Below are 20,955 nucleotides of genomic sequence, written 5' to 3'. Positions count from 1 at the left end.
GACCGCCGCTGACGCCCCACGAACGCGGGCTGCTCGCCGGGCTGGACCGCACGAGCGAGTGAGCGGACGCCCCCGGGCAGCGGGGGCACCGCTCACCCGGCGAACGCGGGCTGCGCCACCCCCCGTCCGGCCCCCGGCACCACCAGCAGCGAACCCGCCAGCGGGTGCGGGGCCGGGAGGCCGACCCGGGCGGTGGTGATGTACAGGTCGGCGAGGTCCGGGCCGCCGAAGGCGCAGGCCGTGACGCGGGGGACGGGGAGGGTGATCACCCGGTCCAGCTCGCCGGAGGGGGTGTAGCGGCGTACCGCGCCGCCGTCCCACAGGGCGACCCACACACAGCCCTCGGCGTCGACGCACAGGCCGTCGGGGAAGCCCGCGCCGTCCTCGACCTCGGCCAGCGGGCGGCGGTGCGCGACCCGGCCGTCCCCGGCGACGTCGAAGACGTCGATGCGGCGGGTCGGGGTGTCGACGTAGTACATCAGCCGGCCGTCCGGGCTCCAGCCGGTGCCGTTGCTCACCGTCACGTCGTCGAGGACGGTCTCGGCGGTGCCGTCGCCGGTGAACCGGGTCAGCGTGCCCCCGCCGGGCGCCTCGTCGTAGCGCATGGTGCCCGCCCACAGGGTGCCGTCGGGGGCGACGGCGGCGTCGTTGGCCCGGCGGCCGGGGACGGGTTCGCGGTGCAGCCAGCGGAAGGTGTCGTCGGGGTCCAGCAGGCCGACGCCGTCCCGCAGGTTGAGGACCAGGCCGCCGCCCGCGCGGGGCTTGACGGCGCCGACGTGCTGCTCGGTGCGGCGCAGGGTGCGCCGACCGGTGGCCGGGTCGTAGGTGTGGACGCGGGAGTTCAGGATGTCGAGCCACAGGAGGCGGTCCGTCGCCGGGTCCCAGGTGGGCCCCTCCCCCAGGGCCGCCTCCTCGTGGACGGCCACCTCGAAGGCCGTGCCGGGCGCCGTCATGCCGCGCTCCGGTGGCCGAGCCGCTCGGAGAGGTCGGCGGCGCCCTTGACGGCGAGCTGCTCCAGCTCGGCGCGGCGCTCCTCGCTCCAGCGGATCATGGGCACCGAGATCGACAGCGCGGCGACGACGCGGCCGGTGCGGTCGCGGACCGGGGCGGCCACGCAGGAGACGTCCGGGTTGGACTCGCGGCTCTCCACGGCGACCCCGCGCTCGCGGATCGCGGCCAGGGCCTCGCGCAGGGCGGCCGGGTCGGTGATGCTGTTCGGGGTCATCGCGGTCAGCCCCGCTCCCTCGGGGAAGCGGGCGGCGACCTCCGGTTCGGGCAGCGAGGCCAGCAGCATCTTGCCGACGGACGTGCAGTGCGCGGGCAGCCGGCGCCCGGCCGCGGAGACCATGCGCACCGCGTGCGTGGAGTCGACCTTGGCGATGTAGATGACGTCGGTGTCCTCCAGGATCGCCACGTGCACCGTCTCGTCGCAGGTCTCGGCGACGGTCCGGGCGACCTGCTGGCCCTCCGCGGCGAGGTCGAGGTGCTCGGCGTAGCGGGCGCCGAGCTGGTACGGACGCACGCCGAGCCGGTACCGTCCGGACTGGCCCGGGACCGGGACGATGTACTTGCGGGCGGCGAGCGTGGTGACCAGCTCGTGCACGGTGGTCCGCGGCAGTTGGAGCCGGCGCACGATGTCGGGGGCGGAGAGCGTGCCGTCCCCGTCGAGGAAGAGCTCCAGTATGTCGAGAGCCCGGGTCACGGCCGGCACGAGGCGTCCCATGTCCAGCCCCCTCCCTAGTGTGTTCGAGATTTCAACAGACGGTCGGAATGACGAACACAGGCTACTCACATCGGGTTTGCCCGGGCAATGGGCGGGCGGCAGCCGTGGTGCGCACCCCGGCCCGCCCCGTCGGCGATGATGGTGGCCATGCCGACCGGAAAGCACCCCGCGGGACCGTTCACCCCGCGCGACTTCCAGCTCGTCCTGCTGCGCCGCATGGCCGACCACAACCCGGGCCCCGTCGAGGACGCCCGCCGCGAACTGGGCGCCTCGGTCGCGGAGATGCGCGAGGCCAACCGGCGCTGGCAGGCGATGCTGCGCTCCCCCCGCTCCCGTTCGACCGCCTCCCGGTACCGCTCCGTCCTCGGCGAGCCGGAGTCGGTGGCGCCCCGCCGGATCGGCGACCTGGAGTGCGAGGCCCGGCAGTGGGCGCTGCCCCTGTGGCCCGGCCTGCGCTTCGAGGTGTTGGTCGCGGACAACGGCGCCGTCTGGAACGAGTGGCTGGTGCGCGCGCCGGGCGCACCGGCACCCGCGCTGCGCACCCTGGACGACTTGACGCCCTGGTCCTGCACGGTCGACGAGGCGGCCCGCGCCTTCGCCCCCGCCCGCCCGCTGCAGGGCTCGGCGCCGACCCGGTGGGGCCTGGCCTTCACCGCCCCGGACCGGGAGGGCGTACCGCACGGGGTGGTCGCGGAGTTCACCTGGGGACTGCTCCAGCGCACGGCCGTCGACGCCTAGTCAGGACCCCGCCCAGCGCTCGCCCCTCGCTCAGCACTCGCCCCTCGCTCAGCACTCGCCCCTCGCCCAGCGCTGGGCCCCCGGTCAGCGCTCGGCCTCCGGGTCCCAGTCCAGCAGGCGGACCTTGGCGACCGTACGGACGTGGCGGCGCATCGCGGCGGCGGCCTGCCGGGGCTGCCGGGCGGCGACGGCGTCCAGGATCGCCCGGTGCTGGGCCAGGGAGCGGCCGGGGCGGCCGGGCTGGCGCAGGGACTCGGTGCGGCTCTCGGCGATCTGGGGCGCGATGGAGCGCATGAACTCGGCGAGCAGGCTGCTGTGCGCCGCCGCCGTCACCGCCGCGTGGAACAGCCGGTCGCCCTCGACGCCGTGACCGCCCCGGCCGGTCTCCTCGGCCATCACGTCCAGCGCGGCCCGCATCGCGGCGAGGTCCTCCTCCGTGCGGCGCTCGGCGGCCAGTTCGGCGAGCTTGGTCTCCAGCGCCTCGCGGGCCTCCAGGACGTCCGGGAGGCGGCGCCGGCGTTCGACCATCTTCTCGACCGGTTCGGCGTCGAGGCTGTCGCGGACCAGGTAGGTGCCGCCGCCGTGCCGTGCCTCCACCAGGCCCTGCACCTCCAGGACCACGATCGCCTGCTTCACCGAGGCGCGGCTGACGCCCAGGCGCCGGGCGAGGTCCCGCTCGGGCGGCAGCCGGTCACCGGCCCGCAGGCCGCCGTCGGCGACGTACTGGCGCAGCCGCTCCAGCACCTGTTCGTACAGGCGCTGCCTGGTCATGGGGCGCAGGGCGTCGGTCATGAGGTCCCCCCTCCTCGACGGAGCGTAGCACCGGGGCGACGGCGGCCCGGCTGGACGAGTGGCTGAGCCAATTGTTGCGCGACCCCTTGACGCCGGCCCCCGCCGGGCCCACGCTGACCAGCCAACCGCACCACTCAAGTGGCTCAGCCACTCGGCCACTCCTACCGGCAGTCAGGTCAGCACTCGGGAGCCCCCGCATGTCCCCCGAACTCATCTCGATCCTCGTCCTCGTCGTGGTGTTCGTCATCGCCACCACCCGCTCCGTCAACATGGGCGCGCTCGCCTTCGCCGCCGCCTTCGGGGTGGGCACGCTCGTCGCCGACCTCGACGCGGACGGCATCTTCGCCGGGTTCCCCGGCGACCTGTTCGTCGTCCTGGTGGGTGTCACCTACCTGTTCGCCATCGCCCGGGCCAACGGCACCACCGACTGGCTGGTGCACGCGGCCGTACGGCTGGTGCGGGGGCGGGTCGCGCTGATCCCGTGGGTGATGTTCGCGCTCACCGGTGCGCTCACGGCGATCGGCGCGGTCAGCCCGGCCGCGGTGGCGATCGTCGCGCCGATCGCCCTGAGCTTCGCCACCCGGTACTCGATCAGCCCGCTGCTCATGGGCACGATGGTGGTGCACGGCGCGCAGGCGGGCGGGTTCTCGCCGATCAGCATCTACGGCTCGATCGTCAACGGCATCGTGGAGCGCGAGAAGCTCCCGGGCAGCGAGGTCGGCCTCTTCCTCGCCTCGCTGGTCGCCAACCTGCTCATCGCGGCCGTGCTGTTCGCGGTGCTCGGCGGGCGGAAGCTGTGGGCGCGCGGTGCGGTGACACCGCAGGACGGCGGCGGCTCGGGCGCGGGTGCGCGGTCCACGGGCACGGGTGCGGGACCCACCGGCACGGATGCCGGGGCGGGCTCCGACGGCAGCGGGGCGGCCCTCGGCACCGGCAGCGGCACCGGCACGGCTCCCGGTACCGAGGGCGCCGCCCCGGCCGCGGTCGCCGTCCGCCCCGGCGGGGGCGGCGGCGGCGCCGAGGGCTCCGGCATCCGGCTCACCCCGGCCCGCACCGCCACCCTCGCCGCGCTGGTCGCGCTCGTCGTGGCCGTCCTCGGCTTCGACCTGGACGCGGGCCTGAGCGCGGTCACCCTCGCCGTCGTGCTGAGCACCGCGTGGCCTGACGACAGCCGCCGCGCGGTCGGTGAGATCGCCTGGTCCACGGTGCTGCTGATCTGCGGCGTCCTCACCTACGTCGGCGTGCTGGAGGAGATGGGCACCATCACCTGGGCCGGTGAGGGCGTCGGCGGCATCGGCGTCCCGCTGCTGGCCGCCGTACTGCTCTGCTACATCGGCGCGATCGTGTCGGCCTTCGCGTCCTCCGTGGGCATCATGGGCGCGCTGATCCCGCTGGCGGTGCCCTTCCTCGCACAGGGCGAGATCGGGGCCGTCGGCATGGTGGCGGCGCTCGCGGTGTCGGCGACGGTGGTGGACGTCAGCCCCTTCTCGACCAACGGCGCGCTGGTGCTGGCCGCGGCCCCGGACGTGGACCGGGACCGCTTCTTCCGCCAGTTGATGGTCTACGGCGGGATCGTGGTGGCGGCCGTGCCGGCACTGGTCTGGCTCGTGCTGGTGGTGCCCGGTCTCGGGTAGACCACCGACGGAAACCCGGCAGCATCCGGCAGCCTTGAGCGACGGCTCTCGGACGACGACCAAGGAGTACTTCGCGTGTCCTCTCTCTTCCCGGCCCTCTCCCCGGCCCCGACCGGCGCCCCGGGCGCCCGGCCCGCGCTGCGGTTCGGCGAGCGCTCCCTGACCTACGCGGAACTCGCCGCCGCGGCGGGTGCCACCGCCGGGCGGATCGGCGGCGCCGGCCGGGTCGCGGTCTGGGCGGCCCCGGCGATGGAGACGGCGGTGGCCGTCGTCGCGGCGCTGCTGGCCGGGGTCGCGGCCGTGCCGCTCAACCCGAAGTCCGGCGACAGGGAACTCGCGCACATCCTCGCCGACAGCGCGCCCTCCCTCGTCCTGGCGCCCCCGGACGCCGCGCTCCCGCCCGCCCTGGCCGCCCTGGAGCGCGTCGACGTCGACGTGCGCGCCCGCGGGACCGTCCCCGAGGACCGCACCGGCGAGGGCGATCCCGCGCTCGTCGTCTACACCTCCGGCACCACGGGACCGCCCAAGGGTGCCGTCATCCCCCGCCGGGCGCTGGCGACGACCCTGGACGCGCTCGCGGACGCCTGGCAGTGGACCGGCGAGGACGTGCTGGTGCACGGGCTGCCGCTGTTCCACGTGCACGGGCTGGTGCTCGGCGTGCTCGGCCCGCTGCGCCGGGGCGGGTCGGTGCGGCACCTGGGCAGGTTCTCCCCCGAGGGCGCCGCGCGGGAGCTGAACGACGGCGCGACCATGCTGTTCGGCGTCCCCACGATGTACCACCGGATCGCCGAGACGCTCCCCGGCGACCCCGAGCTGGCGAAGGCCCTTGGCGGGGCACGGCTGCTGGTGTCGGGGTCGGCCGCGCTGCCGGTGCACGACCACGAGCGCATCGCCGCCGCCACCGGGCGCCGGGTGATCGAGCGGTACGGCATGACGGAGACGCTGATGAACACCAGCGTGCGCGCCGACGGCGAGCCGCGCGCCGGGACGGTGGGCGTGCCGCTGCCCGGCGTGGAGCTGCGGCTGGTGGAGGAGGACGGCACGCCGATCGCGGCGCTGGACGGGGAGAGCGTCGGCGAGATCCAGGTGCGCGGCCCGAACCTGTTCACCGAGTACCTCAACCGCCCGGACGCCACCGCCGCCGCCTTCACCGGGGACGGTTTCTTCCGTACCGGCGACATGGCGGTGCGCGACCCCGACGGCTACGTGCGCATCGTCGGCCGCAAGGCCACCGACCTGATCAAGAGCGGCGGTTACAAGATCGGGGCCGGGGAGATCGAGAACGCCCTGCTCGAACACCCGGCGGTCCGGGAGGCGGCCGTCACCGGCGAACCCGACGCCGACCTCGGGGAGCGGATCGTGGCCTGGATCGTGCCGGCCGACCCCGCCGCGCCACCCGCCCTGGACACGCTGGCCGGCCATGTCGCGGACCGGCTGGCCCCGCACAAGCGGCCCCGCGCCGTCCGGTACCTGGAGGCGCTGCCCCGCAACGACATGGGGAAGATCATGAAGCGGGCGCTGGACCGTGGCTGAGCGCCTGGGGGCCCGGGAGTTCCTCGCCCTGGTCACCGACGACGCCTCCTTCACCGAACTCCCCCACCCGCACGGCGGGTGGCGGCCCGACGGCCCCCTCGGCTGGCCCGGCTACGACGCCGCGCGGGCCCGCGCCGCCGAGCGCACCGGCGAGGAGGAGTCCGTCGTCTGCGGCACCGGCCGCGTCGAGGGCACCCGAGCCGTGTTCGTCTCCTTCGAGTTCGGTTTCCTCGGCGGCTCCCTGGGCCACCGCACCGGCGACCGGATCGAGGCCGCGTACGGGTACGCCCGTGAACACCGGCTGCCCGTGGTGCCGTTGGTCGCCACAGGTGGCAGCCGGATGCAGGAGGGGATGCTCGCGCTGACCCAACTGCAACGCGTGGCACGGGAGTCGGCGCTCACCCGGGCGGCCGGGCTGGCGCAGGTCGCGGTGGTGCGGGACCCGGCGACCGGGGGCGGCTGGGCGACGCTGGGCGCGGGCGCCGACGTGGTCCTCGCCCTGCCCGGCGCCCAGGTCGGCTTCGCGGGCTCCCGGGTCCGGCCGCCGGACGCCGACCCGGCGGCGTACACGGCCGAGGCGCAGGTGGCGGCGGGCAGCGCGGACGCCGTCGTACCGCCCGGGGAGCTGCGCGCGACGCTGGGGCGGTGGCTGCGGCTGCTGACGGCGCCGTCCGCCGGTCCGGCACCGGTGCCCGGGCCGCTGGGCGCCCGGGACCTGCCGGCCGACGGCTGGGAGGCGGTACGGCGGGCCCGCGCCCCCGGACGCCCGCGCGCCGGGGCGTACCTGGACGCCTACTTCACCGACCGCGTCGCCCTGTCCGGCGACCGCTGCGGCGGCCGGGACCCCGAGGGCATGCTGTGCGGCTTCGGCACGCACGCGGGGCGCACGGTCGCGTACGCCGCCCAGACCGGCACGGCGACCCGGCCCGCCGGGTACCGCACCGCGACCCGGCTGGTCCGCCTCGCCGGCCGGCTCGGCATCCCGGTGCTGACCCTGGTGGACACGCCGGGCGCGGCCAACGACGCGGAGGCGGAGCGGCAGGGGGTGGGCCCGGCGATCGCGGACCTGTTCGGCGCCGTGGCCTCGGCACGCACGCCGGTCACCACGCTGGTGATCGGCGAGGGCGGCTCGGGCGGCGCGCTGGCCCTGGCCGCGCCCGGTGCCACCTGGGCCACGCCGGACAGCTACTTCTCCGTGATCGCGCCGGAGCACGCGGCGGCGATCCTCAAGCGCCCGCCGGAGGAGGTACGCGCCACGGCCGGTCAACTCCGTCTTCGGCCACAGGACTTGACCGAGCTTGGCGTGGTCCGAACAAACGAGCAGTTGTTCCCTGGAACAGGTGATCGTCGCTCTGGAGAGCCCATGTGACTGCAGGGACCAACGATACTTACGGTGTGCAAGCGACGGGCTGCAGACCGTAGTTGACGCACATGTCCCAGTAGTCCCGGCGGAGCCCACGGGTTCCGCGCACGAACAGCGCAAGGAGCTGCACGATCATGAACCTTCTCACCGACATCCTCGCCGGCCTCGTCCACTTCGTCGGCTGGCTGGTCTGACGGTCCGAGAACCCAGGCGGCGCCGCCTCCCCGTCCCAGGGAGGCGGCGCCGTCCGCGTGTGCGGGCCCGGTCCCGGGCCTACCGCACGGCCACCGCCCGCACGATCCGCTGCGTGACCGAGCCGCCCCGGTCGTCGTGCGCGGAGGCCCGCAGCGACAGGTGCTCCGCGTCGCGCGGCACACTCACCGTGCCCTGCCAGGACGCCTTGCCGTCACCGGCACGCAGCCGGACCTGCTGCCAGCTCTTGCCCCCGTCGTAGGACACGTCCAGCTTTCCGCCGCCGAGCGTCCCGGTGTCCGGGGCGTCCGCCACGTACTCCGCGCCGAGCCCGATGCGCAGCTTCTTCCCGCCGCGCACCGTCCCCGCGAGGTCGGTGTCCACGTCGAAGGAGAGGTTGATGAGCGGCAGACGGGTCCACCGGTCCTCCGGAGTGGCCGCCGACCGGAAGGTCCACTCGGCGTGGCCCTCGCTCGCGAGCGGCCGGCGTGCCGCGTCGATCGCGGTGTCGGTGACGAGCCTGTAGGTGTGCTCGCCGGCCGGCGCGTCCCACACGTACGCGGTGGAACCCGGCCCCTGGTCGGCCAGTTCGCCGTCCAGGTACACCGACGTGGTCTGCGTCATGCCGCTGTCCGCGTTCCACACGTCGCCGAAGCCGGTGTGGTCGGGCCCGGAGTCGCCCCAGCCGGGAGCGTTGAACTGGAGCCGGTTTCCGGCGCGCTGCTGCCCCCAGCCGAGGCCGGTGCCGAGGTAGGGGTGGAGCACCGGCTTGAACCAGTTCAGCTCCCCGCGCGACCCGCCCCGGTAGGCGACCAGCCCGCCGCGCTCCTCCAGCGCCTCACCGGCGCCGGTCACGGTCTCGTGCCAGAGCTGCCCCGGTCCGGTGGACACGTACTCGGTGCGTTCGACCGGGTAGTCGATCCGCTCCCGGAAGCCGAGACCGACCGGGAAGGTGCCGGTGATCGAGTACCGGAACTCCCCACCGCTCTCCGGCGCGTCGCCGTGGTACTTGACGCTCAGCTCGGCGAGGTCGCGGTGGCCCGGCCTGAAGGTGAGGTCCCGGTCGGGAACGGCGCCCTCGTGCCCCTCGGACAGGTCGTACACGTACGGCGTGTTGCGGGTGCCGGTCATGTCGGCCCGTCCCGCCTCGCGCAGCCGGGCGGCGTCGGCCGCGGAGACCGTGGCGATCTGCAGCGGCCGGTCGGCGTTGTCGTCCGTGCCCCACCACGCCGTCAGCCGGCCGGGGGCGTCGTCGGTCACGAACAGGGCCTTGACGCCGGCGTCCTGCGCCGCCCGGGCGAGCGCCGCCGGTTCGGTTCCCGGCGCGAGCCGGGCGAGCACCGCCTTGCCGCGCACGCCGTCGGGGAAGGGCCCGGCGCCCACGTCGACGAGCGGCAGCCGGGTGCGTCCCTCGATCAGGGTGCCGCCGGACTGCACGGTGGCCTCACCGATCCCCTTCACCTCCAGCAGCGGCTTGCCGAGCCGCCACACCGTCCGGTACTCGAAGCCGCCCTCGGTGACCTTCCGGGTCGGCGCGGCGAAGACGCTGTCGTACGTCAGCGGCACCTGGACGGCGCCGAACAGGTCGGCCCCGTTCGCCGTGCGGTCGTACTCCATGAGGAGCTGCCGGGTCTCGGTGCGCCGCCGGACGTCGGCGCTGATCTCGCGCAGCTCGCGGCCGTCCAGGGTGACCTCGCGGTCGCGGTCGACGACGACCTCGGGGGCGGCGAGGAAGCCCAGGCCGAGCGAGTCGGCGCCGTGGCTGCCGCGCACGTCCAGGAAGGAGGTCAGGCTGTACGTCCCGGGCCGGAGCCGCAGCTCCAGGGTGCCGGACTCCCCGACGTGCGCGGGGACGGGGTCGACGCCCCCGGCGAGCCGCTGGACGGTCAGGTCGGCCGGCGTCGCGGCACCGGAGCGGTCCTTGACGTGCACGGTGAGCGTGTACCGCTCCTCTTCCTTGACCAGCCCGAACGCGGTGTGCGCGAGGGTGGTCCCGCCCGCGTCGGCCGCCACGATCTGCCCGCTGGTGTCGCCGACCGGCGCCTTGGACCCGTCGCCGGTGACGGTGGTGGCGGCGGTGCCGTGCGCGGGCACGGTGAGGGAGGTGTCGGCGAGGGTGACGACGCCCTCGGGGGCGCCCCGCGCGGACAGGTGCAGCTCGACGTCCGTGTCGGAGGAGTTGGTGTAGGTGACGGTCCTGGTGACGGGCTCGTTGCCGTCGTAGGGCCAGGAGTAGAAGCCGAGGTCCGCGCTGCCGGTCGCGGTGACGTCGGCCTCTACGGCGTCCGGCACGCTGACCCGGCCCGCGCCCAACTGGTGGGCGGGAGCGTCGAGTTGCTTCGAGGTGGACATCAGCGCGTCCTTGAGCCGCGCGCCGCTCCAGTCGGGGTGCTCCTCGGCGAGCAGGGCGGCCGCCCCGGCGACGTGCGGCGTCGCCATCGACGTACCGTCCATGCTGGTGTAGTCGCCGCTGCCCTCGGCGAGCCGGGAGCGGGCGGCGAGGATGCCGACGCCGGGGGCCGACAGGTCGGGCTTGAGCGCGTTGTCGCCGTAGCGGGGCCCGGCGCTGGTGAACCAGGCGGCCTGGTCCGCGGAGTCGACGGCGCCCACGGTCAGGGCGGCGTCGGCCGCGCCGGGCGAGCCTATGGAGGAGGGGGCGCCGGTGTTGCCGGCCGCGACGACGAACAGGGCGCCGGTCTCGCGGGAGAGGGTGTTGACGGCCTCGGCCATGGGGTCGGTGCCGTCGCTGGGTTCGGTCGAGCCGAGGCTCATGGAGACGATGTCGGCGTCCACGTCCCGGGCGGCCCACTCCATGCCGGCGATGATCTCGGACTCGCTGCCGAAGCCCTCGTCGTCGAGGACCTTGCCGACCGCGAGGGTGGCACCGGGCGCGACGCCCTTCTCCTTGCCGTCGGAGGCGGCTCCGCTGCCGCCCACGGTGGAGGTGACGTGCGTGCCGTGGCCGTGCCGGTCGGCGACCTCCTGGCCTGGGATGAAGCTCTTGCTCTGCGCGATCCGCCCCGCGAGGTCGGGGTGCCCGGCGTCCACGCCGCTGTCCAGCACGGCGACGGTGACGCCCTTGCCGGTCAGCCCGGCCTCCCATGCCTCGGGGGTGCCGATCTGCGCGTTGGACTCGGCCATGGCCGCGGTGACCCGCCCGTCGAGCCACACGCCGTCGACACCGGCGCCGCCCCGGGTGAACTCCCGCCAGAAGTCCCGCCCCTTGTCCGCCTCGACGGCGGCCCCGCGCACGCTGGGCAGCGCCCGCGTGCGCTCGGTGCCCTTCGGGACGGCGGCCCGCGCGCCCTTGCCGTAGGTCACGATCAGGGGCAGCTCGCCGGTCTCGGTGTCGGCGAGCCCCTGCTCCAGCAGCGCGTCGACGTCGAAGAGCCGTTCGTCGAGGCTGCCGTCGCGCAGGTACGGCAGGGCCTCGTCCGGTACGACGACGGTCCGGCCGCCGGAGCTGCTGGTGCGCACGGCGCCGGTGGCGCCCTCGGGCCGGTCGACCGCGACGGTCTTCCTGCCTCCGCCCAGGTCGGTGACGGTGACCCGGTCGCCGGTGACGAGGGTGACGGTGCGCGCCGCGTCGGCCGCGCGGGCGGGGGCCCGCTGGTGCGCCGGGTCCGGCGGCGCTTCCTGTGCTGCCGCCGCCCCGGCCGGCAGCAGCGCGACCACGAGTCCCGCCGACAGGAGGGCCGCCCCGCGTCTGACTGGTCCTGTGCTCATCCACGTCTCTCTTCGTGTCGTCGTAGAGTGCTGTGACGAGTGCTGTGAGCAGTCTCAGGGGGCTTGTGGGCCAGGGGAGTTGACCAGAGGCGGCGGATAGTTGCCCTGGCGGGTTCCCGCCAGGTCCCCGGGGGGCGGGGTGACGGCGCCCGTACGCCCCCCGTTCAGCGGCCCCCCGCCCGGCCCCCTCCAGCGGGCGTCCGCCCGCGCCCCCGCGCACCATGCGAAGGAGACCGGCCACCCGCCGGCCCCGCACGGTCCGCGCTCTCGGGAGGATTCGCCATGACCGCCAGTACTGCCAGTACCGCCAGTCTGGAGGCACTGCGCCGCTGTCACTTCGCCGTCGACCTGGGCGCGGCGCGGACCCGGGTGTACGTCAAGGGGGTGGGCCTGGTCGTCGACCAGCCGTCCGCCGCGGCGGTCAACACCCGCACGGGAGCGCTCATCGCGGTCGGCGAGTTCGCGGAGAAGATGACCGGCCGCACCCCCGGCTACATCCGTGTCGTGCGTCCGGTCTCCGGCGGCACGGTCGTCGACATCGAGATGGCCCAGCGCATGCTGCGCCACCTGCTCGGTGACAAGGTCCGGCGCGCCCTGCGCCGCAAGCCCCGGCTCCGGGCCGCCGTCTGCACCCCGCACGACGCGGACCCGCTGTCCCAGCGGGCGGCCATCGAGACGCTGGTCGGACTCGGCGCCCGCCGCGTGGAACTCGTCGACACCCTCATCGCGGCGGCGGTCGGCTGCGGACTGCCCGTGGAGCGGCCCGAGGCCACCATGATCATGGTGTGCGGCGCGCACGCCACGCAGGTCGCGGTGCTCTCCCTCGGTTCGATCGTGACCGCGGAGCGCATCCCGGTGGGCGGCGAGGCGGTGGACCACGCGATCGTGCAGCTCCTGCGCCACCAGCACGAACTGGTGCTGCCCAGCCAGTCCGTGCGCCCGCTGCAGCTCGCCCTGGCCGGGAACGGGCTCACCCCGCAGGGACCGGCGTCCACCGAGATCCACGGCCGGGACGTGGCGACCGGCCTGGCGCGCAGTGTGCGGGTCGACACGGCCACGGTGCGCAACGCCATCCAGACGCCGCTGACGGCCGTGCTCGACGGCATCGGCAAGGTGCTGCGGGACTGCCCGCCCGACCTGGTCGCCGACCTCGCCGACCGCGGGATCATGATGGTCGGCGGGAGCGCTCTGCTGCCGGGCTTCGACCAGATGCTGCGGCAGGCCACGGGCATGCCGGTGCACATCGCGGAGCGGCCCGACGTGTGCGCCGTCCAGGGCCTCGGCAGCATGCTGGAGGGCCGGGTCGAGCCGCTGGTCCTGCACCCGACGACCTCGGACGCGGGAGTCGGCGCGGGAGCGGGCGCGGCCACGGTCGCGGGCTCCGGCTCCGGCTCCGACTCCGGAAACGGCAACAGCTCCGGCTCCGGCTCCGACTGACCGCCCCGGGAGGACGCCGGACGGGGACAGGCAAGGAGACCGAGGAAGCCCGACGGATGACCGCGCAGCCCGCCTCCCGACTGCCCCGCCTCCTCGAAGCCGTCCTGGGCCTGGCCGCCGACGCCGATCCGCGCACCGTCCTGCGGCACGTCGTGGACGCCGCCGCCGAACTGACCGGCGCCCGCGCGACCCTGGTGGTCACGGGCCCCGGCGGGGACGGCCCCGCCGAGTTCCGCGCCCCGGCGGCGGAGCCCGCACCGCGGACGGCACCGTCGCTGCGGGTACCGGTCCGCGTCGGGGACGAGGAGTTCGGCGAACTGCGTCTCTCCGGGCGGCCCGGCGCGGGCCCGTTCACCGCCGAGGACGAGCAACTGCTGCGGGTCCTGGCCACGCAGGCCGGGATCTCGGTCGGCAACGCCCGGCTGCACGAGAGCGCCCGGCAGCGCGAGCGCTGGATCGAGGGCGCGGCGGCCGTCACCACCGCGCTGCTCACCGAGGAGGGCACCGACGACGCGCTGACCACGGTGGCCGAACGGGCCCGGCTGCTCGCCGACGCCGCCGCGGGTGTCATCCTGCACCCGACCGCCGAGGGCGGCATGGAGATCGTCACCGCCTCGACGCCCGAGGACCCGGACGACATGCTCGGCGCCACCATCGCGCCGGGCAGCCCGGTCCTGGCTCAACTCCTGGGCGGCGAGCCCGTGTTCATCGACGACTCGGCGACCGACCCCCGCATGACGACCCACGTACGGCACCGGTTCGGGCCGAGCATGATGCTGCCCCTCCAGGCGAGCGGCCGGCTCATCGGCACCCTCGCCCTGCCCCGCCGGCGCGGCGGGCGCCCCTACACGGACCTGGAACGGCTGCTCGCGACGCAGTTCGCCTCGCAGGCGGCACTGGCCCTGGTCCTGGCCGACGCCCGGCGCGGCCGGGAACGGCTGGCGGTCTACGAGGACCGCGACCGCATCGCCCGCGACCTGCACGACCTGGTGGTGCAGCGGCTGTTCGCCACCGGCATGATGCTGGAGTCCACCCGGCGCCGCCCCGGCGCCGGGGACATCGGCGACCTCCTGGGCCGGGCGGTGGACGAGCTGCGCTCCACGGTCCAGGACGTCCGCACCACCATCCTCGCGCTCCAGCAGCCCCCGGCCGAGCCCCCGACGGGCCTGCGCGGCCGGGTGCTGCGCGAGACCGCGTCCGCCGCCGCCCTGCTCGGCTTCCCCCCGTCCACACACTTCCTCGGTGCCGTCGACACCCGCGTTCCCCCGGCGGTGGCGGACCGGCTGGTCACCGCCCTGCGCCAGGCCCTGGCCGACGCGGCCCGGCGGCCGGGGGCCACCCGGGTCGAGGTCACGGTGGACGCGACCGGCGGCGGCCCTGCGGGCGAGGTGCGGCTGACGGTCTTCGACGACGGCGAGCGCCCCGCGGGCGAGGGCGGCGGCCGGGGCACGAGGAGCGTCTGGCAGCACGCGATAAGCGGCTGAAAACACGTCACCCGGCGCTGCTACACTCCAAAAAAGATACGGACGAAAGTCTGGAGAGGGCTCCTATGGCCGATGCGGTGTCCGTAAATGAGAATGCCGATTCCGTCGAAACTCTGACACTCGGTCCCGGTTGTTTCTGGTCTTTCGACGCGGTGGCGCGTCGCACACCGGGCATAACCGCGAGTGTCGCCGGGTACGCCGGAGATCACGGTCCACCACCGAACTACGAGGACTACCTGCGCTACGGGCGGAACCCGCAGAAATTCGTCGAAGCGGTACAACTGACGTTCCGTCCCGACGTGATCAGCCGCGAGGAGGTCCTGGCCTTCTTCTTCGAGAGCCACGACCCGACGACGCCGAACCAGAGCGGCGCGGACCGCGGCTCCATCTACCACTCGACGATCTTCTACGCCGACGACGAGCAGCGCGCCAGCGCCGAGAAGGTGATGGAGCTGGTGCGGCAGAAGCTGGGCCGGGACATCGTGACCGACCTGCGGCCGTACGCGCAGTTCTTCGTGGCCGACGCCGACCAGCAGGACTTCTACAACCAGAACCGCGGCCAGCCGTACTGCCGGGCGGTCATCGAGCCGAAACTCCGGTCCTTGGGCCTGGACACCGACTGACCCCGCGAAGATCCGCCCGCGGCGGCCGGTCCCAACCGGAAAAGGGGGCCGGCCGGCCGCGCGGAGTAACCGTCCGGTAATTGCGTCACCGGCGGACGATTACCAGCCGATTACCAGCCGTCCGAGAATCCGCGTATAGCCTGCGGCCACCCAGTCGCGTCCCGCATTCCGGTACGGAGGCACTTCGTTGTCAGGCTCCCCGACAGCACGGGTTCGCATTCCTGTGCACAGGCAGATCAGTTCCCCGAATCGTCCGCCGCTCGCCCCGCGTCCCGCCGACGATTGCGCGCTTCCCGGCCCGGGCCCGGTGATCACATGGTGACTCGGGAATCCGGCGTGAGCGCCGTCGGCGGCAAGGGCACGTCCGGCGGGTCGGCGCCCTCCCGGCTGCCGTCGCTGACGGGGCTGCGGGCCTTCGCGGCCCTGCTCGTCTTCCTCACCCACATCCTCTGGTACACGACCCTCATTCCGGGCGAGACGGGCGACGACCTGCGGGACAAGTTCACCTTGTCCGGCTCCTACGGCGTCGGCTTCTTCTTCATCCTGAGCGGGTTCGTCCTGACCTGGACCGCACGCTCCGACGACACGGCGCCCTCGTTCTGGCGCCGCCGCCTGGCGAAGATCGGCCCCATGCACGTGGTCACCTTCGCGCTGGCGGCCATCCTCGTGGTGAGCACGGACCGGCCCACCCGCACCGTGGACTGGATCGCGGCGGCGACCATGCAGCAGGCGTGGTTCCCCAGCGTGGAGACCAGCGCCGCGGTCAACGGCGTCGCCTGGTCGCTGTGTTGCGAGTTCTTCTTCTACCTGATGTTCCCGGCGCTGCTGCCGGTGCTGCGGCGGATCCGCGACGAGTGGCTGTGGCCCGCCCTGGGCGTGGTGGTCCTGCTGATCGCCGGGGCGTTCCTGATCGGCACCTACGTGGTGAGCGACCAGCCGCGGCTGCTGGCCTTCTCCGTCTCCGGCGAACTGTCGTTCAAGCAGGTCTGGTTCGTGTACTTCTTCCCGCCGGTGCGCGCGCTGGAGTTCGTCCTCGGCATCCTGCTGGCGCGGGTGGTCGCGGCCGGGCGGTGGCCGCGGATCGGCCTGGTCCCCGCCTTCGTCCTCGCCGTGGCCGGCTACGTGATCGCACTGTACGAGCCGTACCTGGCGGGCTCGGCCGGCCTGGCGACCATCTGGACCGCGCCGCTGATCGCCGCCGCCGCGGTGGCGGACCGGCGGCAGACCACCTCGGTGTTCCGCAACCGCACCGTGGTATTCCTCGGCGAGATCTCCTTCGCGTTCTACATGGTCCACTGGATCACCATCGTGACGACCGCCGAGCTGCTGGGCACCCGTACGTTCTCCCTGGGGGTCGGCGCGCTCATGTCCCTCGGCGTACTCGTGGCGGCCGGGGCGATCGCCACCGTGCTGTACCTGTGCGTGGAGAAGCCGCTGGTACGGCGCTTCGGCCGGCACAAGCCGGGCGGCACGGGCACGCCGCTCTTCCCCCAGGCGGCGCCCCCGGTGGAAGCGGGATCCGCACGGTGACACGCGTGCGCCCGGGTGGCCAAAGACCGCCCGGGCGCACGAGGCGTCCTTGCCGGGGCCCGTCCGCCGGACGGGCCCCGGCAAGGTGTCAGCCCCAGTGGGGTGTCACTCGAAGGCCGCCGTCCAGTTCACCGCGACGCCGTTCACGTACGCCTCCGCCAGCGCGGCGAGGAACCGGCCGGGGCCGCCGTCGTCCTTGCGCAGCGTGGCCATCGGCACGACGGGGCGGCCGAGTTCCTCGGCGATGTCCTGCATGCCCACCGAGAGCACCGGCTGGGCGCTGCACTCCACGAAGACCGTGTGGCCCTCGGTGATCAGCGAGCGCACCGCCGCGTCGAAACGCACCTCCTGGCGCAGGTTCCGGTACCAGTACTCCGCGTCCAGCCCGGCGGTGTCGGCGCGCTCGCCGGTGACCGTCGAGTGGAAGGGGACTTCGGTGTGCGCCGGCTCCACCTCGGACGCCAGGTCGAGCAGGGTCTGCCGCAGGTCCTCCACGTGCGCGGAGTGCGCGGCGAAGTCGACGCCCGGCACCCGCCAGCGCATCATGCCCTCCGCGCGGAGCTTGGCGCCGAACCCGGTCATCGCGGCGACGTCGCCGGAGACCGTGACGGTGCCCGGGCCGTTCACCGCGGCCACCGACAGGGCGCCGTCCCACTCGGCGAGCATCGCCCGCACCCGGTCGACCGGGGCCATCACGGTCAGCATCTCGCCACGGCCGCGGATCGCCGTCAGGGCCTGGCTGCGCAGCGCGACGATCCGGGCGGCGTCGGCGAGGGACAGGGCGCCGCAGACGTGGGCGGCGGCGATCTCGCCCTGCGAGTGGCCCACCACCGCCCGGGGCTCGACGCCGAAACGGCGCCACATGCGGGCGAGCGAGACCATCATCGAGAACAGCACGGGCTGCACGACGTCCACCCGGTCCAGCGGCGGACTGTCCGGCGCACCGCGCAGCACGTCCTCCAGGCTCCACTCCAGGTACGGCGCCAGGGCCTGTTCGCAGTCCCGGACCGCCGCGGCGAAGGCCGGGGACCCGTCGAGCAGTTCGACCGCCATGCCGGCCCACTGGGTGCCCTGGCCGGGGAAGACGAACACCGGCCGGGCCTGTGCCCGCGCCTCCTTGGTCGCCCGGCCACTGGTCACGTGGGGCGCGGCCCGCCCCTCGGTGAGCGCGCGCACCCCGGCGAGGAGTCCCTCGCGGTCGCTCCCCAGCACCACGGCCCGGTACTCGTTGGCCGCGCCGGCCGCCACGAGCGACCGGCCCACCTGAGCGACGTCGTCGACGGCATCACGCGTCGAGTCCGCCTCGATCCGGGCGAGCAGCCGGGACGCCTGGCCGCGCAGGCCGGCCTCGCTGCGCCCGGAGAGCACCCAGGGCACCGTGCCGGCGCCGATTCGAACGTCTTGTGAGGCCGACATGGACACGAGCAACTCCTCATCGCCGCCGATCAATGGACCGCGAAAGGCAAGATATCCGCGTCACGCGCGTCGGGACCCACCGCCCGGTAATTCCACAAAGAGATTCCAGTTACCGGAACGTTACCCCCCGCAGTCGCGGCCGTGCCAGGCTTCGAACACCCAGTCGCGACCGCTTTCAGCACGGAGGCTGCTCGTTGTCAGGCTACCCCATATCACAGACCGCCATTCATGCACAACCACAGATCCCGTCGCTCTACTCCTTACTGCACCTACTGCGTCCGGCTGACGACTCGGTACTCCATCTCCCCTCCACCAACGCCCAGTTGGTGGAGGAGTCCGTACGTCGTGTCGGCTCGGGTGCGACCGGCTGGGCGATCGAGAACAGCCGACTGTTACTGGCCGAACTGGCCGAGGAACCGTTCTCCCGATTCGACCGGAAATCCTGCAGTGACACCCGCCTCGTCGAGTCGATCGCCCTTTGGATCATGATGCGGCTGAGCGGAGTCCGCAGCATTACCGGACTCCTTTCGACGGAACTCACGAACGCCATTCGGGAACACATCGCGGACAGCACGACCGTCGATCTCCTGCTGCGTTACGTCCGCGCCACCCACGCGAGTTTCACCCGCGAGCTGTTCGAATTCTGCGAGGAGCACGTCCCCGCGGAGGAGCAGCCGGCCATGATGCGGGCCATCTCGGCCGACCTGTTCGAGGGCATGGAGACGCTCTCGGCCGCGGTGACCGAAAAGTTCGCCACCGAGCGGGACCGCTGGTTCGCCGGCCCCGCGGCGGAGCGCTTCGAACTGGTCACCTCGATCCTCGAGGGCAAGCCGGTCGGCAACCGCCGGGCGATGCGCCAACTGCGCTACGAGCTGACCCTGCACCACATCGCGCTGGTCGTCTGGCAGGACGAGGTCACCCCGGACGGCAGTCACGAACTGGCAACCACGGCGCAGCGCCTGCTGGAGCAGGCCGGCTGCTCCTCCACCCTGCTGCTGCCCGCCGGTCCGGGGAGGCTGTGGGCGTGGGGAGGCCGCGCCTCCGGCCGCCCGCACGCCCTGCGGCACTCGGACCAGACGGTGGAGGTGCCCGCGCACATCCACGTCGCCTCCGGGCTCCCCGGTGACGGTGTGGCCGGGTTCCGGCGCTCGCACGAGCAGGCGGTCACCGCCGAGCGGGTCGGCCGCATCACCGAGCACGGGCCGTCCCGGCTGTGCGACTACGGCGCCCTGGAGCTGGTGATACTGCTCGGCAACGACGCCGAGGCGACCGCCGACTTCGTACGGCGCGAACTCGGCCCCCTGGCCGAGGACAGCAAGACCATGGCCGCCCTGCGCGAGACCGTGCGGTGCCTGCTGGACAACGAGCGGGCCGTGGCCGTCACGGCCAAGCACCTGCACATCGCGAAGAACACGGTGGTCTACCGGGTGAAGAAGGCGGAGCAGATGCTCGGGCGGTCCCTGCGGGAGGACCACCTGCGGCTGCACCTCGCGCTGTATCTGGCGGAACGGCTCGGCTCGGCGGTGCTGGCCGGGCCGGAGCCCGCGGCGGGAACGGCAGGACTGGAAAACTCGATTCGGGCGGTGTCCAGGTGAGTGGCGACCAGAACAACAAGAACGAGAAGCTCCTCGACTACCTCAAGTGGGTCACCGCGGACCTGAAGAAGGCCCGGGACCGGGTCGACGAACTGGAGTCGAGCCGGTCGGAGCCCATCGCCGTGGTCGGCATCGGCTGCCGCTACCCCGGCGACGTGTCCACACCCGAGGAGCTGTGGCGACTGGCCCTCGACGGCGTCGACGCCATCACCGAGTTCCCGGCCGACCGCGGCTGGGACGTCGACGCGATGTACGACCCCGACCCCGACGCCCCGGGCAAGTTCTACTCCCGCCACGGCGGGTTCCTCAGCGACCTCAAGGGGTTCGACGCCGAGTTCTTCGGGATCTCGCCGCGTGAGGCCCAGGCGATGGACCCGCAGCAGCGGCTGCTGCTGGAGACCTCCTGGGAGGCCGTCGAGCGGGCCCGCATCGACCCGCGCTCGCTGCGCGGCAGCGACACCGGTGTGTTCGTCGGCGTGATGTACACCGGCTACTCGGTCGACGGCGCGGCGACGAACACCGAGGGCCACGTCATGACCGGGATGCTGACCAGTGTCGCCTCCGGTCGCCTCTCCTACGTCCTCGGCCTGGAAGGGCCGACGGTCAGCATGGACACCGCCTGTTCGTCCTCGCTGGTGGCGATCCACCACGCCGTGAATGCCCTGCGGGGCGGCGAGTGCTCGCTCGCGCTGGCCGACGGGCTGACGGCGCCGAGCGGTCCGTCGCAGCAGCGGGTGATCCGGCAGGCGCTGGCCGGTGCGGGGCTGTCCCCGGCCGAGGTCGACGTCGTCGAGGCGCACGGCACGGGCACGAAGCTGGGGGACCCGATCGAGGCCCAGGCGCTGCGATGCGGCACGGGGTGGTGCCGCGGACGTTGCACGTGGACGAGCCGACGCCGGCGGTGGACTGGTCCTCGGGCGCGGTGGAGCTGGTGACGGAGAACCGCCCCTGGCCGGTGACCGGCCGTCCCAGGCGGGCCGCCGTCTCCTCCTTCGGTGTGAGCGGCACCAATGCCCATGTGGTGCTGGAGCAGGCTCCGGAGCCGGAGGAGGCCCCGGAGCGGGGGCCCGTGCCGGGTGTGGTGCCGGTGGTGGTGTCGGGGCGTTCGGTGGAGGCGTTGCGGGTGGGTGCGGGGCGTGTGGCGGGGTTGGTGGAGGGGGGTGTGGGTG

At 73.9% G+C, this 20,955-nt stretch carries 14 protein-coding genes and 1 pseudogene; 10 read left to right on the top strand and 5 right to left on the bottom strand.

All coding sequences use genetic code 11. The annotated features are described in order from the left end of the window. Positions 1–92: 92 nt before the first annotated feature. Together IG88_RS0136040 and IG88_RS0136035 are read right to left on the bottom strand one after the other, a co-directional pair. On the bottom strand, positions 93–953 hold the full coding sequence (locus tag IG88_RS0136040) for an SMP-30/gluconolactonase/LRE family protein (protein WP_031050562.1): 861 nt from the start codon (positions 951–953) through the stop codon (positions 93–95). Further along, positions 950–1,723: an IclR family transcriptional regulator gene (locus IG88_RS0136035; protein WP_031050560.1), complete on the bottom strand. Its 774-nt coding sequence runs from the start codon at positions 1,721–1,723 to the stop codon at positions 950–952. Before IG88_RS0136035 ends, IG88_RS0136040 begins: the two co-directional genes overlap by 4 nt. A 135-nt stretch (positions 1,724–1,858) precedes the next feature. On the opposite strand from IG88_RS0136035, the gene IG88_RS0136030 reads away from it, so the two are divergent. Then, the gene (locus tag IG88_RS0136030; RefSeq protein WP_031050559.1) at positions 1,859–2,461 is read left to right on the top strand and encodes a hypothetical protein; all 603 of its coding nucleotides are present in this window, start codon (positions 1,859–1,861) and stop codon (positions 2,459–2,461) included. A gap of 84 nt (positions 2,462–2,545) precedes the next feature. Here the strand turns inward: IG88_RS0136030 and IG88_RS0136025 are convergent, their stop codons facing one another. Continuing rightward, the gene (locus IG88_RS0136025; protein ID WP_031050557.1) at positions 2,546–3,253 is read right to left on the bottom strand and encodes a FadR/GntR family transcriptional regulator; all 708 of its coding nucleotides are present in this window, start codon (positions 3,251–3,253) and stop codon (positions 2,546–2,548) included. 197 nt (positions 3,254–3,450) lie between these two features. Here IG88_RS0136025 and IG88_RS0136020 point away from each other — a divergent pair, with 197 nt between their 5' ends. The 3 genes from IG88_RS0136020 to IG88_RS0136010 all read left to right on the top strand — a co-directional run bounded on the left by IG88_RS0136020 (position 3,451) and on the right by IG88_RS0136010 (position 7,789). Further along, a complete protein-coding gene (locus IG88_RS0136020; RefSeq protein ID WP_031050555.1) occupies positions 3,451–4,887 on the top strand; it encodes an SLC13 family permease in 1,437 nt (478 codons plus the stop codon). Positions 4,888–4,962: 75 nt separating this feature from the next. Further along, a complete protein-coding gene (locus tag IG88_RS0136015) occupies positions 4,963–6,420 on the top strand; it encodes an acyl-CoA synthetase (RefSeq protein ID WP_031050553.1) in 1,458 nt (485 codons plus the stop codon). Further along, on the top strand, positions 6,413–7,789 hold the full coding sequence (locus IG88_RS0136010; protein ID WP_031050551.1) for a carboxyl transferase domain-containing protein: 1,377 nt from the start codon (positions 6,413–6,415) through the stop codon (positions 7,787–7,789). The genes IG88_RS0136015 and IG88_RS0136010 overlap by 8 nt, the downstream gene beginning before the upstream one ends. Positions 7,790–8,056: 267 nt before the next feature. On the opposite strand, the gene IG88_RS0136000 is transcribed toward IG88_RS0136010, so the two are convergent. Continuing rightward, a complete protein-coding gene (locus tag IG88_RS0136000) occupies positions 8,057–11,701 on the bottom strand; it encodes a S8 family serine peptidase (RefSeq protein WP_031050549.1) in 3,645 nt (1,214 codons plus the stop codon). Positions 11,702–11,983: 282 nt separating this feature from the next. On the opposite strand from IG88_RS0136000, the gene IG88_RS0135995 reads away from it, so the two are divergent. The 4 genes from IG88_RS0135995 to IG88_RS0135980 all read left to right on the top strand — a co-directional run bounded on the left by IG88_RS0135995 (position 11,984) and on the right by IG88_RS0135980 (position 16,775). Further along, on the top strand, positions 11,984–13,138 hold the full coding sequence (locus IG88_RS0135995) for a rod shape-determining protein (protein ID WP_031050548.1): 1,155 nt from the start codon (positions 11,984–11,986) through the stop codon (positions 13,136–13,138). A 56-nt stretch (positions 13,139–13,194) separates the two neighbouring features. Next, a complete protein-coding gene (locus IG88_RS0135990) occupies positions 13,195–14,622 on the top strand; it encodes a sensor histidine kinase (protein ID WP_031050545.1) in 1,428 nt (475 codons plus the stop codon). A gap of 65 nt (positions 14,623–14,687) precedes the next feature. Next, positions 14,688–15,245, top strand: coding sequence for a peptide-methionine (S)-S-oxide reductase MsrA (gene msrA / locus IG88_RS40730; protein WP_063760674.1), 558 nt, complete (start codon positions 14,688–14,690; stop codon positions 15,243–15,245). A 336-nt stretch (positions 15,246–15,581) separates the two neighbouring features. Further along, a complete protein-coding gene (locus IG88_RS0135980) occupies positions 15,582–16,775 on the top strand; it encodes an acyltransferase family protein (RefSeq protein WP_051852199.1) in 1,194 nt (397 codons plus the stop codon). Between the two features lie 105 nt (positions 16,776–16,880). On the opposite strand, the gene IG88_RS0135975 is transcribed toward IG88_RS0135980, so the two are convergent. Next, positions 16,881–18,191, bottom strand: a complete 1,311-nt coding sequence (locus IG88_RS0135975) for an acyltransferase domain-containing protein (protein ID WP_031050536.1) — start codon at positions 18,189–18,191, stop codon at positions 16,881–16,883. Positions 18,192–18,517: 326 nt separating this feature from the next. Between IG88_RS0135975 and IG88_RS0135970 the strand changes: the two genes are divergently transcribed. Then, entirely contained in the window at positions 18,518–19,786 is a 1,269-nt protein-coding gene (locus IG88_RS0135970; protein WP_234332455.1) for a PucR family transcriptional regulator, read from the top strand. Further along, positions 19,783–20,955 (top strand): annotated as a pseudogene (locus IG88_RS0135965) (beta-ketoacyl synthase N-terminal-like domain-containing protein); the annotation flags it as partial. The gene IG88_RS0135970 and the pseudogene IG88_RS0135965, both read left to right, overlap by 4 nt.

Source organism: Streptomyces sp. NRRL F-5650 (genome assembly GCF_000721365.1).
Taxonomy (GTDB): domain Bacteria; phylum Actinomycetota; class Actinomycetes; order Streptomycetales; family Streptomycetaceae; genus Streptomyces; species Streptomyces ardesiacus.
Note: the sequence above shows the minus strand (reverse complement) of the source record. Positions and strands in the feature narration are given on the sequence as shown.

What these genes read in the sequence shown, in the direction of transcription:
- IG88_RS0136040 (WP_031050562.1), bottom strand. Translation starts at nt 953, where the DNA reads ATGACGGCGCCCGGCACGGCCTTCGAGGTGGCCGTCCACGAGGAGGCG.
- IG88_RS0136035 (WP_031050560.1), bottom strand. Translation starts at nt 1,723, where the DNA reads ATGGGACGCCTCGTGCCGGCCGTGACCCGGGCTCTCGACATACTGGAG.
- IG88_RS0136030 (WP_031050559.1), top strand. Translation starts at nt 1,859, where the DNA reads ATGATGGTGGCCATGCCGACCGGAAAGCACCCCGCGGGACCGTTCACC.
- IG88_RS0136025 (WP_031050557.1), bottom strand. Translation starts at nt 3,253, where the DNA reads ATGACCGACGCCCTGCGCCCCATGACCAGGCAGCGCCTGTACGAACAG.
- IG88_RS0136020 (WP_031050555.1), top strand. Translation starts at nt 3,451, where the DNA reads ATGTCCCCCGAACTCATCTCGATCCTCGTCCTCGTCGTGGTGTTCGTC.
- IG88_RS0136000 (WP_031050549.1), bottom strand. Translation starts at nt 11,701, where the DNA reads ATGAGCACAGGACCAGTCAGACGCGGGGCGGCCCTCCTGTCGGCGGGA.
- IG88_RS0135995 (WP_031050548.1), top strand. Translation starts at nt 11,984, where the DNA reads ATGACCGCCAGTACTGCCAGTACCGCCAGTCTGGAGGCACTGCGCCGC.
- IG88_RS0135990 (WP_031050545.1), top strand. Translation starts at nt 13,195, where the DNA reads ATGACCGCGCAGCCCGCCTCCCGACTGCCCCGCCTCCTCGAAGCCGTC.
- msrA (WP_063760674.1), top strand. Translation starts at nt 14,688, where the DNA reads ATGGCCGATGCGGTGTCCGTAAATGAGAATGCCGATTCCGTCGAAACT.
- IG88_RS0135975 (WP_031050536.1), bottom strand. Translation starts at nt 18,191, where the DNA reads ATGTCGGCCTCACAAGACGTTCGAATCGGCGCCGGCACGGTGCCCTGG.